Consider the following 15,831-nt stretch of genomic DNA (forward strand, 5'->3'; position numbering starts at 1 on the left):
GCCTCTCAGAGCCGGAACAGCTCGCGTGCGTTCGTCTCCATCAGCTGCTTGCGCTCGCCCGCGGTCAGCCAGTCGATATCGGCGATCAGGTGGTGGATGTCGTCGATCCAGCGGCCGGTCCCGGGATCGCGGACCGAGCCGGTGCCGGGCTTCTCCGTGCCGAACAGGCAACGGTCCACGCCGACGGCGCGCAGCAGCAGCTCGATGGAGTCCTGCGTGTAGAGGCAGGTGTCGTAGTACAGCCTGCGCAGCCGGTCCTCGAACCGGCCGCCCCCGCGGATCGCCCCGGGCTGGAACCGGCCGCGCTGGTAGGGGATCGCGCCGCCGCCGTGGGACACGATGATCTTCAGGTCGGGGAAGTCGGTGAGGACGCTGGAGTTCAGCAGGCCGACGACGGCGAGCGTCTCCTCCTGGATGAAATGCAGTGAGTACGTCTCGCGAGCGGGCGCGCGGCAGCCGGCCGAGTGGATCAGCGCCGGGACGTCGAGCTCAGACAGTGCCTCCCACACCGGGTACCAGAATTTGTCGCCGAGGTTCGGCGGCTGCTGGGTGCCCTCGTAGGGGTCCGGGTTGAACGTCGCACCCACGAAGCCGAGCTCCTGGACGCAGCGGCGCAGCTCTCCGACCCAGTCGGCAGGCGAGCGCTCCATGCTCTGTGGCAGCCCGGCGATCCCGCGGAAGCGTCCCGGAAAGAGCGCGCAGACACGGGCGATGACGTCGTTGGTCTCCGCGGTGAACCACTCGACGAGCTTCGCTGGCGACTCGCTGTGCATCATCTGGAACGGCCGCGGCGAGATCAGCTGCAGGTCGACGCCTGCCTCGTCGAGGTGGGCGAGGTGGGATTGGTTGCCGAAGCTCGGGTGGGGCGCTTCGACAGCAGCGCGCAGCTGGTCGTCGGAGATCCCGGCGCCGCCACGCCCGTGCGCGCCACGGTGGGAGAGCAGGCCGGCCTTGTAGGCGTAGAGCTCGCTGGGTGCGCTGACGTGGCCGTGCACGTCGATGATCATGGGTGTCCCTTCGCCGAGCTGCCCGCCGTAGACGAGCGGACACTAAATGCCCTGTCGCATCCTGCGGAGCAATCCCGACGACTGTTCTTCTCTGCCGAAAATGCTTCCCCGACCCCGTCCCGGGCGATCACAGTCGTCGGGTGCGGGGGAGCGGCCTTCGCGTGGACCTCACAGGAGCGGCCGTGCAACTGGCGGATCTTGTCGCCCTCGACCAGGACGGGCTGCGCTGCCCTGCTGAGGCCTACGAGCGGATGCGGGAGCGCGGGGTGCACTACGCCCCCGAGGTGGACGCCTACGTGGTCAGCCGGCACGCCGACGTCGTCGCGGTATTGCGCGACGGCGAACGGTTCTCGTCGGCGAACACGGTCGGCAACCCGCCCGTGCGCCCGCAGGACGACGACACGGGCTTGCGGCCGCTCCTGCTGCTGTCCGACGACCCCCTGCACGCCAGGCGGCGGTCGATCGTCAACCGCGTCTTCACCCCCGCGCGGGTGGCGGCGTGGGAGCCGCAGATCAGCGAGGTCTGTGCCCGGCTCGTGGACGGGTTGCGGGGGCGCACCGACATCGATCTCGTCCGGGACCTGGCGGCCTTGTTGCCGATCCGGGTGATCAGCCTCGTGCTCGGCGTGCCGCAGCGCGACGTCGACCGGTTCCGCGCGTGGTCGGAGGAGATCACGAGCTCCCTGGGCGGTCACTCCGGAGACGCTGCCCGCCGCGAGCGAGTCCAGAACGAGTTCACCGGCTACATCGGCACTCTGCTGGACGAGCGCGACGGCATGCCTGGTGAGGACGTCCTGTCGCTCATCGGCGAGGCCGAGCGCCAGGGGGAGCTCTCGCGGCGCGAGTGCGTGAGGTTCGTGATCGAACTCCTGATCGCCGGCAACATCACCACCACCCACCACCTCGCCAGCAGCATGGCCCTCCTCGGCCGCGTGCCGGGCCTCTTCGAGAGGCTGCGCCGCGAGCCGGACCTGATCGGGCGGTTCATCGAGGAGTCCCTGCGGCTGGAAGCGCCGATCCAGTGCTTCTACCGGCTGGTCACCGTCGACGGTCTCGTCGGCGGCGTGGAGGTACCGGCCGGGTCGCGTCTCCTGGTGTTCTACGGTTCCGCGAATCGCGACCCGCAGGTGTGGGAGCAATGTCCGCACCTCGTGCTGGACCGGCGGAACGGCTCCGCGCACCTCGCCTTCGGCAAGGGTGCGCATGCGTGCATCGGCGCCTCACTGGCGCGCCTGGAGAGCCGCGTCGTCCTCCAGGCCCTGCTCGAGCGGATCGAGTCCGTCGAGTTGCTGCTTTCCCACGAGCAGCAGCCCTACCTGCCGAGCTTCGTCAACCACGGCCCGATCTCCCTGCCGGCGCGGCTGGTGTTTCTGGACATGACGGTGGGTTCACCGCGCGTGCCTTGAAGAACGTGTAGTGGAAGGTTCCGTCGGGCTCTGCGGTCCGGCGCAGGTCGGCGATGCCCCGGTCCCACGCGGGCGCGGCCAGGAGCCCGGTGAGCAGGGCGGCATCGCGCACCGACTCCATCATCGCGGTGAAGGTGCTGCGGATGAAGCCTTCGACGAGGGCCGGGCGGGTGTGGTCGGCGTAGACCGTGCGGGGGCGGGTCACGGCCTCGACGTAGCCGGCGTCCTCCAGCAGGGGTTGTAGCTGCCGACCGAGTAGCGCGTTCCCGCCCGCCTCGGCCTGTAGCTGGACCTGGCAGTCGATCACCGCCCGCGCGAAGAGGCTGTCGGGGTGGAACAACGCCGACCCGTGGTCGCCCTCGATCACGGTGATGGTTCCCCCTGGTCGCAGGACACGTCGGAGATCGGCCAGTGCGCGCCGCGGATCGGACAGGTGTTCGAGCACGAAACAGAGGAAGAGGTGGTCGAACGCCGCGTCGGGGAACGGTAGGTCGAAGAGGTCGGCCCGGTGCCAGTCCACGCTCGCCCCCGGGGCGCGCGCCGCCACCCGGGCGCGGGCCTGTGCGAGCGAGTCCTCGGAGATGTCGACGGCGACGAGACGGGCGTCCGGGCTGGACCTCACCAGGTGCACCGTCTGTGCACCGACCCCGCAGCCGACCTCCAGCACGCGGCTGCCGGGCGGGAAGAAGGTGTCGGAGTGCAGCAGCTCGGCAAGCGTGTCGGCCTGGTCGCCCAGCCGGTGGGCCTCGTGCGTCGAGTACCCGTGCACATATCCGGTGGTCGGCGTGGTTGTGTCCATGTCCGTCACCCTGATGCCACTATGGCCCTGTGGGCAGGGCCAAAGACGAGCCGGACAACCGGACCATAAGCCGGGGATCAGACTTCCTCCAGCTCGACGTCGACGGCGCCCCGGCCGGGGGTCTGGCCGACTGGCTGGCCGTCCAGCTGAGGGAAGCCATCGCCGACGGGCGGGTGCCGCTGGGAAGCAGGCTGCCGGCCACCCGGGTGCTCGCGAGCGAGCTTCACGTCTCGCGCGGTGTGGTCACCGAGGCCTACCAGCGCCTCACCGAGGACGGGCACGTCGCCGGGCGTGGTCGCGCAGGCACCGTCGTCGTCGCGGCGCCCGTGGTGTGCCCGAGCGACGCTTTGTCGGAGGAGCCCGCTGTTCCGCCTGCCGCGCTGTTCGCCGCTCCGCCCGGCGTGGACATCTTCGATGCGCTGCGCGCTGTCCCTGCCCGGATCGACCTGACGCCCGGCGTCCCCGACCTCGCCGCCTTTCCGCGGTCGGCCTGGGTGCGCGCGGAACGATCGGTGCTCGCCGAGCTGTCGGCGTCGAACTTCGGATACGGCGATCCGCGGGGGAGTGCGGTACTGCGTCTCGCGGTGGCCCGCTGGCTCGCGCGCAACCGCGGGATCCGGGTCGATCCAGTCGAGGTGGTCGTGGTCGCCGGGGTCACCCAGGCGCTCGGCCTGATCGCGCAGGTGCTGCGCCGGCGCGGGATCACGGAGATCGCCGTGGAGGATCCCGGGTCCCTCGGGGTCCGCCAGCACCTGCATAGCTGGAGCGTCGACACCCCGCCGATCGAGGTCGACGGCGGCGGCCTGCGCGTCGACGCCCTGCGCGCCGGCGGCGCGCCGGCGGTTCTGCTCACCCCGGCACATCAGTTCCCCACCGGCGTCGTCCTCGACGGCGGGAGACGCGGCGAGCTGATGCGGTGGGCGGGTGAGGGCGGGGTGGTCGTCGAGGACGACTACGACGCCGAGCACCGGTACGACCGCCCGCCGGTCGCCGCGCTGCGCTCGATGCTGGGGCAGGTCTTCTACACCGGAAGTGTCTCGAAACTGCTCGCTCCGGCGCTGCGCGTCGGCTGGCTGCTCGCGCCCTCCGAGTACCGGGACGACCTCGTCGCGGCCAAGCGCAACGCAGATCTCGGCAACGCCGTGCTACCCCAGATGGTGCTGGCCCGGCTGATGGAATCGGGTGAGCTGGAGCGCCACCTGCGCCTGCTGCGTGGACGCCACCGTCGCCGCCGCGATGCGATGATCCGCGCGATCAGGACCCAGCTGCCCGGGGCCACCGTGCACGGCGCCGCGGCGGGGCTGCATCTGACCGTCACCTTCGAGGACGACGTCCCCGACACGGAGCTCGCAGCCGGGGCGCTCGCGCTGGGCGTCAAGGTGCAACCGCTGTCGTGGCATCGCCAGCGCCCGGGGCCCCCCGGGCTCGTCATGGGCTATGCCGCGCGCCCGGTCTCGGAGATCGAGGAGGCGGTCGCCACATTCGGTGAGGTTTTGCGGCGTCTGTCCTGAATGAACCGGTGGATTCGTGGTACCCCCGTAGTCGGCCGGGGACATGCACGGGTGCGATTCGCGCCCGACAGGCGGAGAGTCCCGGTATCGGCCGGTGAGTCCCGTCGAGGACCTCGGCCCGCAGCGCCGGGCACGTCGGCGCCGTCCATCGCCAGGAGAAAACAGACCCATGTCGTCGAAGCCCGTCGACCACGCACTGACCAACCGGCATCGCGCGATGCTGAAGGCCGTAGACGCCGGTCGCGCCGAGGCGCTCTACGGCTGCGCACCCGACCTGCTCATCGACGGACGACACTGCGACCACCTCGCGGCGCACGAGTTGTTCCGCGCGGGGCTCATCGCTGTGGCCGAACCGGGATCCGTCGGGCAGCGCGTCGCAGCCCGCCTCACCGACACCGGACGATCGGTACTCTCGGCCGCCTGACGGCTCTGCCCCCATGCCGGTCGTGACGACGAGCTGATCTCCACACCCGGTTCCGAGCACGGATACTGTCGCCCCGGGTTCGAGACCAGCGCTGTTCGACGGCCCCTCAGTGCCCAGACGTTCGCAGGTGGCCGGAAGGAACAGAAATTTCGTGATCTCGGCAGTGGTGATGACCGCCCCGGACGCCCCGCTCGAAGTGCGTGCCTTCGAGCGGCCCGAGCTCGAGCCGGGCGGGGTCCTGGTGAGAACCCTCGGCAGCGAGGTGTGCGGAACCGATGCGCACCTCTGGAAGGGACAGCTCGCGGGCGTGCCGTACCCGATCATCCCGGGGCATGTCAGCGTCGGGCAGGTCGCCGAGCTCGGCCCTGCAGGCCCGACGGCGGACGTGGCGAGGGACGTGTCGGGAGCGCCCCTGCAGGTGGGGCAGATCGTCACGTTCCTCGATGTGTACGGGACGTGCGGGCGCTGCTGGTACTGCACCGTCGGGCACGCCACCACCCGCTGCCCGGCCCGCAAGGTCTACGGCGTCACCCTCTCGGCCGACGACGGGCTCCTCGGTGGCTGGTCGGAGTACATCTACCTGCGGCCCGGTGTGCACGTCGTCCCGCTGCCCGCCGAGCTGGACTGGCGAGCGTTCCTGGCCGGTGGATGCGGGATGCCGACCGCGCTCCACGCCGTGACGCTGGGTGAGATCGCCTTCGGTGACACCGTTGTCGTCCAGGGCGCCGGGCCCGTCGGCCTGTGCGCTGCCGTTCTCGCCCAGCTGCGGGGCGCCGGGTCCGTGATCGTCGTCGGAGGTCCCGAGGTCAGGCTCGACGCGGCAACGCGGTTCGGCGCCGACGCCGTCATCGACATCGGCTCGACCACCCCGGAGGAGCGGCTCGCGGCCGTCCGCGACGCGACGCAGGGGCGGGGAGCAGACGTCACCATCGAGGCGACGGGAGCACCGGGAGCGGTTCCCGAAGGAATGCGGCTCACCCGCGACGCGGGCCGCTACGTCGTCGTCGGGCAGTACACCGACGCGGGAGTCGCCACGTTCAACCCCCATCTGGATCTCAACCAGAAGCACCTGGAGATCCGCGGGTGCTGGGGGAGCGACGTGGGCCACGTGTACCGATCCGTGCAGGTGATGGCCCGCTACGGGCGGCAGTTCCCCTGGACCGAGTTGATCAGCAGGGAGTACGACCTCGACAACGCGCAGGCCGCGCTCGAGGACGTCGCCGCGCAGCGCGTGGTGAAGGCGCTCATCGTGCCTGCGAGGTAGCCCCTCCCCAAGGGTCATTGCGCAGCGTGGATCGAGATGATCTGCTGGGTTCGACCATCGGCGTCCGTTCCCCGATACATCGGGGCGGTGCGGAGGATCGGGCGGAACGTCTGGAGTCGACGCGTCGCCCGGATCGGCGGGTTCGAACGGGGGCGGGTAAGGCATGAGCATCGGACAGGCACTGCCGGCGCAGACGCGGCAGGAGGCGGTCGAGCGATCCAGCCTGGCGCAGATCGGTGACGTGGACATCGACGACGTGCTGGATTACGTGCACGCCGACCTGAAGCGGCTGCCGGACCACATGGAGCTCTACCGGCGGTACCTGCGTCAGCGCTGGGATGTCTACGAGCTCGACTTCACGCAGGACGTGGTCGACTGGCGCACGCGCATGAGCCAGGAGGAGCGCGACGCTTTCGTGGCGATCTCCTCGGGCTTCCACCACGGTGAGCGTCAGGTCGAGGTGGAACTGCCGGTGTTCATGCTCGGCGGCACCGAAGAGGCCAAGATCTACATGTCGAGCCAGATCGAGGATGAGGCCCGGCACACGGTGTTCTTCGACCGGTTCTACCGGGAGGTCGTCGCGCTGCCGGGCAGCACGGTTCAGGAGGTGCTGGACGCCTCCTACCCCTACGTGTCGGAGACGTTCGTGGGGCCGTTCGGACTGCTCGCGTACCAGGCGGACGAGCTGCGGCGCGATCCCGAGGACCTTGCGGCGCGCACCCGGTACGGCACCACGTACTTCCTGTGGATCGAGGGCGTCCTCGCCCTCTCGGTCATGAAGATCACCCTCACCTACTGCCGCACCCGGAAGTTCCTGCCCGCCTACTACGCGGGGTTCACCGCCACCTGCCGCGACGAGGCACGCCACGTACAGGGCGGGATGCGGTTCCTGCGCGACGCGGTGCAGTCCGATCCCTCCCAGCTGCGCGAGATCCACGAGACGCTCCGCACGATCCTGTCCATGAACGGGGCCGTGAGCAGGCGCCTCGCACTGGAGGCACTCGGCTGGACGCCGGAGGAGGTGCGCAGGCTGATGATCCGGCAGCTGTCGATGAAGCTCTCGGACGTCGGCATCGACCTCCCGTCCGACATCCAGCAGATGATCCAGCGTATCGAGCCCGAGCTGGCAGGAGGCTGACGGTGACCACGACCGTGACGCAGGCGCCCGACATCTTCGGGCCGCAGTGGGCGCAGGCCGTCCGCGAGGCCGTCGACGCCGACCCAAGCGAGGAGCTACGGGCGAGCAAGCTGCCCACCTACTGGGAGTGGATCGAGAAGGTCCGCGCCGAATACGACGCCACATGGGTGCTGTCGGACGCCGAGTTGCCCGCCGCGCTGGGCGGCGGTCCGGCGCATCTGCTGCTGCAGTGGCAGAAGGGGCGCTGTGTGCGGGGGGCTGTCGTGGACGCGGCCGAAGCGGCAGGTGCCGACTACGTGCTGGCCGCTCCGCACGAGGTGTGGCGGGAGTTGGTCGGCGGCGCCAACGCCGGGCAGCTCGTGATGTACCGGCGGATCCGGCTCGAACGCGGCAACGTCCTGCGCTTCTTCCGCGGCATCTACTTCGTGGTCGAGGCGCTCGACGCCCTCGGCCGCGTGCCGGCACGGGTGGACTAGCAGCCCACCGGCGTCACCGTCCGTCGCGCAACGGGATCACGTGTCCGTTGGCGGCGTCATCGGCGTCGCCTCGGTCCTGCCGGTTCTCCACCCTGCCGTCCCATTCGGCGGGAGCGGCGCCGGGAACCCCGACGCGGGCCAGGGCCCGGCGCACCGTGTGCTCCACGATGTCCTCCACCGAGGTCGGACGGGCGTAGAAAGCCGGGGCCGGGGGCATCAGGATCGCGCCCGCCTCGGCGGCGGCGGTCATGGTGCGGAGATGGCCGACGTGCAGCGGTGTCTCCCGCACCATGAGCAGGAGCGGGCGACCCTCCTTGAGGCAGACGTCCGCCGCGCGGGAGATCAGGTCGTTCGCGTAGCAGTGGGCGATCGCCGACAGCGTCTTGATCGAGCACGGCACAACCAGCATCGCGTGCACGGGGAAGGAGCCGGAGGCGATCGTCGCCCCGATGGCGGAGGGTTTGTGCACGACGTCCGCCAGCTCCTCGACCGCGCGCACGTCGAGGCCGCACTCGTGGCGGATCGTCAAGGCCGCCGCCCGTGAGATCACCAGGTGCGTCTCGACGGCCGGGTTGTCGTGGAGGATTTCGAGCATCCGCACGCCGTAGGGGGCTCCGCTGGCCCCGGTCATCCCCACGATGATCCTCATGCCCCGACCTCGCCGGCGTTCATCGCTTCGGCGCCGTCTCCCCCGAGGTACCGGAGAACGGCGGCGGAGTCGATCACGTCTCCGTACTTCTGGTCCAGGTCGAAGAGGCTCATCCAGTGGCTGGCCTCGATCCGGTCGAAGCAGCAGTCCTCGACGACGCCGACCCGGTAGCCGAGCACGCAGGCATCGATCGCGGTGGCGCGGACACATCCGCTGGTCGCCTCACCGCAGAGCAGGACCGTGTCGATCCGGGCCGCGGTGAGCAGCGCGTCGAGCGGGCTGCTCGTGAACCCGCTCGGCGTGCATTTCTCCAGGACGACGTCGCCGTCGGCGGGTGTGAGTTCGTCGACGATGCGCATGTCCCGGGCCGTTCGGGCGGGGTCTCTGGGCCGGTCACGGCGCTTGCGGTTCCACGGGTTGGGGTTCGCGACGAGGCCTGTGAGGTAGAAGACGGGGACGTTCCGGTCGCGAGCAGCGGCGAGGACCGGCACGGTGCGGTCGACGGCGGCCCAGCCCGCGGGACCGCACGCGGACGGCCAGGCGTCGACGGCTTCGAGGAGCGGTCTGCGGGAATCGCCGAGCGCGGCGCGGTAAGCGTCGATGACGATTACCGCGGGAGTCGTGCCCAGGCCGAACGGTTCGCGTTTGGCCCACGATGTCCGGGCGAGTAACTGCGTGTCCTGGTCGGTGAGGAAGCGGTTCCAGCCCCTCGTCGCGCGGTGCACCTCGGCTCCTCTCGAGTCGCTCGGGATGTCTGGTCACCCTACCGCCCCGTCGACACTTGTGGGCCTCATGTGGCGTCTGGACGGCCATTGCGGGTCTAGACGGGTTGAAATCAGAGTGATTCACTTCAAGTGTCGACACTTCGACTTTCCGTCTCGCGGAAGACCGGCTCGATCAAGGAGGACGAGCACATGGAGTTACCCGTGACGAAGCTTTGCGTTCGGGACATCCAGATCGGCCACAGCTCCGGACGCAAGGGCACCTTCGCACTCGCCGTCGACGGGCTGACCTTCGACGTCGCGGCGAATGAGTTCATCGCCGTCGTCGGCCCGAGTGGCTGCGGCAAGACGACCTTCCTCACCGCGGTCGCCGGACTGACTCCCGTCGTGTCGGGCGAGCTCAGCCTCGACGGGCGGCAGATCGTGGGCCCCGGCCGGGAGCGATCGCTGGTCTTCCAGCAGGCCTCCCTGTTCCCGTGGCACACCGTCGTCGAGAACATCCAGTTCGGCCTCAAGGCCCACGGCCGCCTCGACGCGGACGGCCGGGGGAGGACCCTGGAGCTGCTCGAACTCGTCGGGCTCGCGGGGAAGGGTGAGAAGTACCCACGCGAGCTGTCGGGCGGAATGAGCCAGCGCGTCAACCTGGCCCGTGCGCTGGCCACCGATCCCGAGCTGATCCTGCTCGACGAACCCTTCTCGGCCCTCGACGCCCAGACCAGGGAGGTCATGCAGGAGGAGCTGACGCGTATCTGGCAGGCCGACGGGATCCAGGCGGGCAAGACGGCCATGTTCATCACGCACGACGTTCCGGAGGCGGTGTTCCTCGCGGATCGGGTCATCGTGCTCTCGAAGGGACCGGCCCACCTCGTCGCGGACATCCGTGTGGGCCTGCCACGACCGCGGCTTCCTGCGGTGAAGCGGTCGCCCGAGTTCCTGGCACTCGTCGACGAGATCACCGATCTCGTCATGAAACAGTCCCAGCCCTCACGGAGGATGACGTCCGATGACGACGCACGTCTCGCCGGCTAGATCCGCAACCTCTCCGGTGGAGCACCCGCGTCCTCGGCGCGAGCGTCGGCTGAAGTCGGGGACGCTGGGGCTCATCGGCCTCGTCGTCGTGCTGGGCGCCTGGCAGCTCTGCGCATGGACCGGTGTGGTGGACGACAGGTTCACCAGCTCACCGGTCGGTGCCGTCGGCGGGCTGGTCGAGATGATCCGCACCGGGGACCTGTGGCTCCCGCTGCTCTCCACCGTGTCGAGCGTGGTCTACGGAATGATCATCACGATCGTGGTCGGAATCCCGCTGGGACTGATCATCGGGCGCAGCCGGATTCTCTTCGACCTCACCGAACCCGTCGTCAGCATCATGTACGCGGTGCCTTTCGTGGTGTTTCTGCCGATCGTGATCTTCTGGTTCGGCATCGGTGCCGAGGCGCGGCTGGTGATTGTCGTGTGGAGCGCGGCATTCCCGCTCCTGATCAACGTGATCGCCGGGGCACGCAACATCGACAGCAATTATCTGCACGTCGCACGGGTGTTCTGCGCCTCCCGGCTGCTCACGCTGCGCGCCATCGCGTTCCCGGCCACGCTGCCGTTCATCCTGGCCGGCGTGCGGCAGGCCGTAGGCCGCGCTCTCGTCGGGGCGATCGTGGCAGAGCTGTTCATGGGCAACTCGGGCCTCGGTTACGTCGTGCAGACGGAGACCTCCAACGTCGAGATGGACAACGCCATGGCTGCGATCGTCGTGATCGCGGTGCTCGCCGTGCTGCTCACGCGCAGCGTCGCCTGGCTCGAACGCCGCCTCACCTTCTGGTCCAGCTCGGTCTGACCCGTGCCAACCCCGGCGCGCAGTGCTGCGCCCCGCACGAAAGGCCATCGTCATCCGTCCACGACTCCTCCTCACAGTCGCCGCGGTCGTCCTCGCGGCCGCGTCGACGGCCTGCGGCACCGCGGGTGCTGCCGCCCCCTCGTCGAACATGTCGATGACCATCGGCTACACCGCCGTCGGTGCGGCCTACGACGACCTCTACGTCTGCGAGGACAAGGGGGTGTTCGAGAAGAACGGCCTCGACGTCACGCTGACTCTGCTCAACAGCAGCTCGCAGCTGTTCCCGGCGATCGCGAGCAACAGCGTGCAGATCGGCGCCGGTGAGGCCCGCAGCACCGCGGCCGGCGCTCTCGCCGGCTTCGGCCTGAGCTACATCGCGCTGCCGATACCCCGCTACTACCTCGAGATGTGGGGCTCGCCGAGCATCACCTCGCCCGACCAGCTCAAGGGCAAGCGGATAGGGCTCAGCTCTCCGGGCTCGCTCGGCGACGCGTCGGTGGACGCGCTGCTGCGCGACAAGGGCTGGACCGAGAACGACGTGCAGAAGACGTTCCTCAAGAGCACCTCGGCCGAGGTGACCGCGCTCCAGACGGGAGCGGTCGACGTGATCGTGACCCAGCCGCCGACCGGGACGAAGACCCGGGCCCTGGGCTTCCACAAAGTCATGGACTTCACGCGGTATCCCTCGGCGGCGAACGCCTACGTCACGACGACCGACTTCCTGAAGTCACATCCCGCGGCCGTCCAGGCGTTCGTCAAGTCCGAGGTGGAGTGCCTGGCGATCCTGCACACCGACAAGGCGGCTGCCATCGCGAGCATCCGCAAGCACAGCGGCTCCACCGACCCGAAACTGGCCGAGTACGCCTACGACTTCTTCGAGCCACTGTGGGCGAGGGTCCCCACCGTGGACCCGGCGCTGGCCAAGGCGGCCTTCGACGACGCGGCGGCGGAGCGGCACGACCCGCCGCCGGCGGACATCTCGTCATACCTGGACAACACGATGGTCGAGGACCTGCAGCGCAGCGGATTCATCGACTCGCTCTACAAGAAAACCTAGCCCGAGAAGGCAAGGAGTCACGAGCATCATGGGAACCTCGCTGGACCAGGTCGACGACCTGCGTAGCTGGCTGGAACTGGTGAACGAGCTCGGCGAGCTGAAGGTCGTCGAGGGCGCACACTGGGATCTGGAGATCGGCGCGGCGTCGGACGTGAACTACCGGCGCACGTCACCGTCCGCATTGCTGTTCGACCGTGTCGTGGGCTACCCGCAGGGTGCACGTGTGCTCTCCGGCAGCATGTCGAACGCCCGGAGGCTCGGCCTCACGCTGCGCCTGGGCACCGACCTCGACGACCGTGCGCTGGTGCAGGCGCTGCGGAGCAAGCCCAACCAGTGGATCGAGAACGCCCCGCGCTACCGGGCGCGTGTGGTCGACTCGGGGCCCGTCCTGGAGAACGTCGACCATGCAGATGCCGTCGACCTGCTGAGGTTCCCCGTGCCGCGCTGGCACGAGGGCGACGGCGGCCGCTACATCGGCACCGGGTGCGCGGTCTTCACCACCGATCCGAACACCGGCGAGGTCAACGCCGGGGCGTACCGGATGCAGGTGCAGGACGACGGCCGGGCGGTGAGCGTGAACATCGAGGCCGGCAAGCACGGCGCGATGCACGTCCGAGAGTGGTTCGCGAAGGAGGGGCGCGCCCCGGTCACGGCCTCGCTCGGGCAGGACCCGCTGCTGCTCATCGTGGCCGGCACCGAGGTGCCTCGTGATCTGTCCGAGCTGGACTACGCCGGCGCGGTGCTCGGCAGGCCGGTCGACATCATCCGCGGCGAGGTGACGGGCCTGCCGATCCCGGCGACTGCCGAGATCGCAGTGGAAGGCTGGCTGTACCCGGACCGCAAGGCCGACGAGGGCCCCTTCGGCGAGTGGACCGGCTACTACAGTGGCGGCTCCGAGCAGATCCTGACGATGGACGTCGAGCGTGTCTACCACCGCAACGACCCGATCCTGCTGGGCGCGCCCCCCGGGAAACCGCCGCACGACTACTCCTACATGCGCAGCGTGATGAAATCGGCGATGATCCACGACGCCCTCGTCTCCACGGGGCTGGCCGGGCTGGAGGGCGTGTGGGCCCACGAGGTCGGCGGTGGGCGTCAGCTGCTCGCCGTGTCGGTGCATCAGCGCTACGCCGGGCACGCCCGGCAGGCGGGGCATCTCACCGCCCAGCTGCCCGCCGCCGCGTACATGAACAAGCTGGTGATCGTGGTCGACGGCGACGTCGACCCGCGGAGCCTCAACGACGTCATGTGGGCGGTGTGCACGCGCACCGAGCCCGGGCGTGACATCGACGTCCAGCGCTACACGTGGGGCAGCCGGGTCGACCCGCTGCGCGAGCCGGGTGCACCGCCCTACAACACGAGGGCGGTGATCGACGCCTGCCGGCCGTTCGAGAGGCTCGCGGGATTCCCGCGGGTGGCGGAGACCAGCCGGGAGTTGCGCGACCGGGTGCTGGCCAAATGGCCGGACGCGCTCGGCTGACGCAGGAGCGGGACCGGGAAGGCGGAACGTGGAGGTGGCGATGAGCACAGCCGAGACGACGATGTCGGGTCCGGTACACAGCCTGGGGCGGCGGGAGCTGCTTCGGGTGCTCAACCGGACCGGCGGCACGAGCATCGTCGACGAGATCATCGTGAAGGTCGGAACGGACATCATCGAGGGCAGGCTGCTGCCCGGCGACGACCTGAACTCCGTGGAGCTCGCCCGCACGTTCGGCAGCAGCCGCACACCAGTGCGGGAGGCCCTGCTCACGCTCGAGCGCGAGGGGTTCGTCGAGATCTCCGCCCACCGTAGGCCCCGCGTCGCCCCCCTGCGGATCGAGGAGGTGCGGGAGCTCTACCGCGTGCGCGCGCACCTGTACGCGCTGGTCAGCCGCGAGGTGGTGCAGGTCGCGGGCGCCGCCGACATCGCGCGGCTGCGGGTGCTGCAGGAACAGCTGGAACAAGCGGTGGCGGACGACGACGTCGACCGCTATTTCTGGATCAACGTCCACTTCCGCAACACCGAGGCGGAGATCGCAGGCAACCGCACGCTGTGCCGGGTGCTGGACAGCCTCGGGCTGCGGATGCTGCAGCTGCGTCACGTCAGCCTGTCGCTCCCGGGCCGCCTCCAGCGTTCGGTGGAGGACCACGAGCGTCTTCTGCGCGCCTATGAGGACCGGGACGCCGACCTCGCTGCCGCGTTGACGTCCGGGCTGGTCATGCGCGGCCTCGTCGCGATCGAACGGTCGGGATGGACGGGGCTCGGATCAGCGGATGGACGCTGATCACCTGCGGCGTCGCTGAGCGTCGGGAAGGAGGGTCGTGCTCGACACCAGAAGGCTGCGGATCTTCTGCACGGTGGCGGAGGAGGGGTCGTTCACGGCCGCTGCTGCTCGGCTGCACCTCACGCAGTCGGCGATCTCGCAGCAGATGGCGATCCTCGAGCGGGAGGTCGGCACGGCGCTCGTCGAGCGGTGCCCGCGCGGCATCCTGCTGACGGCAGCGGGGCGACTGCTCGCCGACCGCGCCCGATTGTTGCTGGGCGAGCTGGCCAGCCTCGAACACGAGCTGCACCGGCTCGGCGAGCGTCCCGCGTCGGTGCACCTCGGTGTCTTCTCCACCGCGGGTGCGTACCTGATCCCGCTCGTGGTGCAGGAGTACCGCCGGCGCCATGCCGACACACGTCTCGTCCTGCATCCCTGCCAGCCAGACGAGCTCGCGGCACAGCTCGCCGACGGTGGCGTCACCGTCGGGCTGACGTGGGACTACGACTTCGCCCCCCGCCCGCTGGACATGCTGGAGCGCCACCACCTGCTCGACGACCCGATGTGCGTGCTGCTCCCGGCGGGCCACCCGCTCGCCGATCGCACCGAGCCGCTGCGCTTGCGTGACCTGGGTGCGGAGGCGTGGGTGGCCCGCCCGCACCGTGCCCCGTACGCCGATGCGTTCGAGGTGATGTGCCGCATCGCCGGGTTCGAGCCCGACGTCGTCTTCCGCACGGAGGACTACACGTCGCTGCAAGGTCTCGTGGCCGCGGGAGTGGGACTCGCGGTCGCCCCTCGGCTGTCGCTGGTGGCGCAGCGCCCGGACGTGGTTGCCGTGCCCTTCGACGAGCCGGCGTTCAGCCGCCGGATCCACGCCGCCACGTTGCCGGAGACCCGGCGCGACCCACTGGTCGGCCAGCTGCTCGACGTGCTGCGGGAGGTGTCGGCCGCCTCCGTCGAACTGGCCACGGGCTCGGAAGGTCTCTGACTCCGCGGCCCTTCGGCCGGGCGTCACGTATCAGGCGGCTCCGACGGCGCTCCTGACAGCAGCGTCGGAAGGAGTCCCATGAACGTGTTCGTGATCCTGCTGATCGCGGTGGGCCTTGCGGCGGTGTACGGGCTCCTCATGGTGCTGGAGGACCGCGCCGCATGGTCGGCTCACGAAGGCCTCGTGAAGCGCGCGCGATGGGGGGTGATCGTCCTGGCGGTCGTTGTCATGCCCATCGCCGCGGTCGAGGTCGTGGCGGCCGCGTGGTAGTTACCGCCGACAGATCTTCTCCCGCGGTCCCGTGACCAGTCCTTTCCCG

Annotated in this window: 17 protein-coding genes; 13 read left to right on the forward strand and 4 right to left on the reverse strand. The window is 69.8% G+C overall.

Annotated elements, in window-relative coordinates; translation table 11 throughout:
- Positions 1-5: 5 nt before the first annotated feature.
- On the reverse strand, positions 6-1,007 hold the full coding sequence (locus tag ABD743_RS41230; RefSeq protein ID WP_344729672.1) for an amidohydrolase family protein: 1,002 nt from the start codon (positions 1,005-1,007) through the stop codon (positions 6-8).
- Between the two features lie 161 nt (positions 1,008-1,168).
- Between ABD743_RS41230 and ABD743_RS41235 the strand changes: the two genes are divergently transcribed.
- The gene (locus tag ABD743_RS41235) at positions 1,169-2,413 is read left to right on the forward strand and encodes a cytochrome P450 (RefSeq protein ID WP_344729674.1); all 1,245 of its coding nucleotides are present in this window, start codon (positions 1,169-1,171) and stop codon (positions 2,411-2,413) included.
- Here ABD743_RS41235 and ABD743_RS41240 read toward each other — a convergent pair.
- Positions 2,337-3,212, reverse strand: a complete 876-nt coding sequence (locus tag ABD743_RS41240) for a methyltransferase domain-containing protein (RefSeq protein WP_344729676.1) — start codon at positions 3,210-3,212, stop codon at positions 2,337-2,339. The genes ABD743_RS41235 and ABD743_RS41240 overlap by 77 nt on opposite strands.
- Positions 3,213-3,241: 29 nt before the next feature.
- On the opposite strand from ABD743_RS41240, the gene pdxR reads away from it, so the two are divergent.
- From pdxR to ABD743_RS41265, 5 genes are all read left to right on the forward strand, one after another.
- Entirely contained in the window at positions 3,242-4,723 is a 1,482-nt protein-coding gene (pdxR, locus tag ABD743_RS41245; protein ID WP_344729677.1) for a MocR-like pyridoxine biosynthesis transcription factor PdxR, read from the forward strand.
- A gap of 169 nt (positions 4,724-4,892) precedes the next feature.
- Positions 4,893-5,147, forward strand: coding sequence for a hypothetical protein (locus tag ABD743_RS41250; protein ID WP_344729679.1), 255 nt, complete (start codon positions 4,893-4,895; stop codon positions 5,145-5,147).
- Positions 5,148-5,298: 151 nt separating this feature from the next.
- Positions 5,299-6,411: a zinc-binding dehydrogenase gene (locus tag ABD743_RS41255; protein ID WP_344729680.1), complete on the forward strand. Its 1,113-nt coding sequence runs from the start codon at positions 5,299-5,301 to the stop codon at positions 6,409-6,411.
- A gap of 163 nt (positions 6,412-6,574) precedes the next feature.
- A complete protein-coding gene (locus ABD743_RS41260; protein WP_344729682.1) occupies positions 6,575-7,549 on the forward strand; it encodes a ribonucleotide-diphosphate reductase subunit beta in 975 nt (324 codons plus the stop codon).
- A 2-nt stretch (positions 7,550-7,551) separates the two neighbouring features.
- Positions 7,552-8,025 (forward strand): hypothetical protein, encoded by a 474-nt coding sequence (locus ABD743_RS41265; protein ID WP_344729683.1) that lies wholly within the window; start codon positions 7,552-7,554, stop codon positions 8,023-8,025.
- A 13-nt stretch (positions 8,026-8,038) separates the two neighbouring features.
- On the opposite strand, the gene ABD743_RS41270 is transcribed toward ABD743_RS41265, so the two are convergent.
- Both ABD743_RS41270 and ABD743_RS41275 read right to left on the reverse strand, forming a co-directional pair.
- Entirely contained in the window at positions 8,039-8,674 is a 636-nt protein-coding gene (locus tag ABD743_RS41270) for a UbiX family flavin prenyltransferase (RefSeq protein ID WP_344729685.1), read from the reverse strand.
- Positions 8,671-9,399 carry an isochorismatase family protein gene (locus tag ABD743_RS41275; protein ID WP_344729686.1) on the reverse strand — a complete coding sequence of 243 codons (729 nt, stop codon included), beginning with the start codon at positions 9,397-9,399 and terminating at the stop codon, positions 8,671-8,673. Before ABD743_RS41275 ends, ABD743_RS41270 begins: the two co-directional genes overlap by 4 nt.
- A gap of 201 nt (positions 9,400-9,600) precedes the next feature.
- On the opposite strand from ABD743_RS41275, the gene ABD743_RS41280 reads away from it, so the two are divergent.
- From ABD743_RS41280 to ABD743_RS41310, 7 genes are all read left to right on the forward strand, one after another.
- Positions 9,601-10,425 carry an ABC transporter ATP-binding protein gene (locus tag ABD743_RS41280; RefSeq protein WP_344729687.1) on the forward strand — a complete coding sequence of 275 codons (825 nt, stop codon included), beginning with the start codon at positions 9,601-9,603 and terminating at the stop codon, positions 10,423-10,425.
- Positions 10,400-11,224 (forward strand): ABC transporter permease, encoded by an 825-nt coding sequence (locus ABD743_RS41285; RefSeq protein WP_344729689.1) that lies wholly within the window; start codon positions 10,400-10,402, stop codon positions 11,222-11,224. The genes ABD743_RS41280 and ABD743_RS41285 overlap by 26 nt, the downstream gene beginning before the upstream one ends.
- Positions 11,225-11,372: 148 nt before the next feature.
- The gene (locus ABD743_RS41290) at positions 11,373-12,281 is read left to right on the forward strand and encodes an ABC transporter substrate-binding protein (RefSeq protein WP_344729690.1); all 909 of its coding nucleotides are present in this window, start codon (positions 11,373-11,375) and stop codon (positions 12,279-12,281) included.
- Between the two features lie 28 nt (positions 12,282-12,309).
- Positions 12,310-13,761 (forward strand): UbiD family decarboxylase, encoded by a 1,452-nt coding sequence (locus tag ABD743_RS41295; RefSeq protein WP_344729692.1) that lies wholly within the window; start codon positions 12,310-12,312, stop codon positions 13,759-13,761.
- A 40-nt stretch (positions 13,762-13,801) separates the two neighbouring features.
- A complete protein-coding gene (locus tag ABD743_RS41300; protein ID WP_344729693.1) occupies positions 13,802-14,545 on the forward strand; it encodes a GntR family transcriptional regulator in 744 nt (247 codons plus the stop codon).
- 37 nt (positions 14,546-14,582) lie between these two features.
- A complete protein-coding gene (locus ABD743_RS41305; protein WP_344729695.1) occupies positions 14,583-15,512 on the forward strand; it encodes a LysR family transcriptional regulator in 930 nt (309 codons plus the stop codon).
- Positions 15,513-15,590: 78 nt separating this feature from the next.
- A complete protein-coding gene (locus ABD743_RS41310) occupies positions 15,591-15,782 on the forward strand; it encodes a hypothetical protein (RefSeq protein WP_344729696.1) in 192 nt (63 codons plus the stop codon).
- The last annotated feature ends 49 nt before the right edge of the window (positions 15,783-15,831 follow it).

The sequence above is a fragment of the Pseudonocardia yunnanensis genome (assembly GCF_039534065.1).
GTDB lineage: Bacteria > Actinomycetota > Actinomycetes > Mycobacteriales > Pseudonocardiaceae > Pseudonocardia > Pseudonocardia yunnanensis.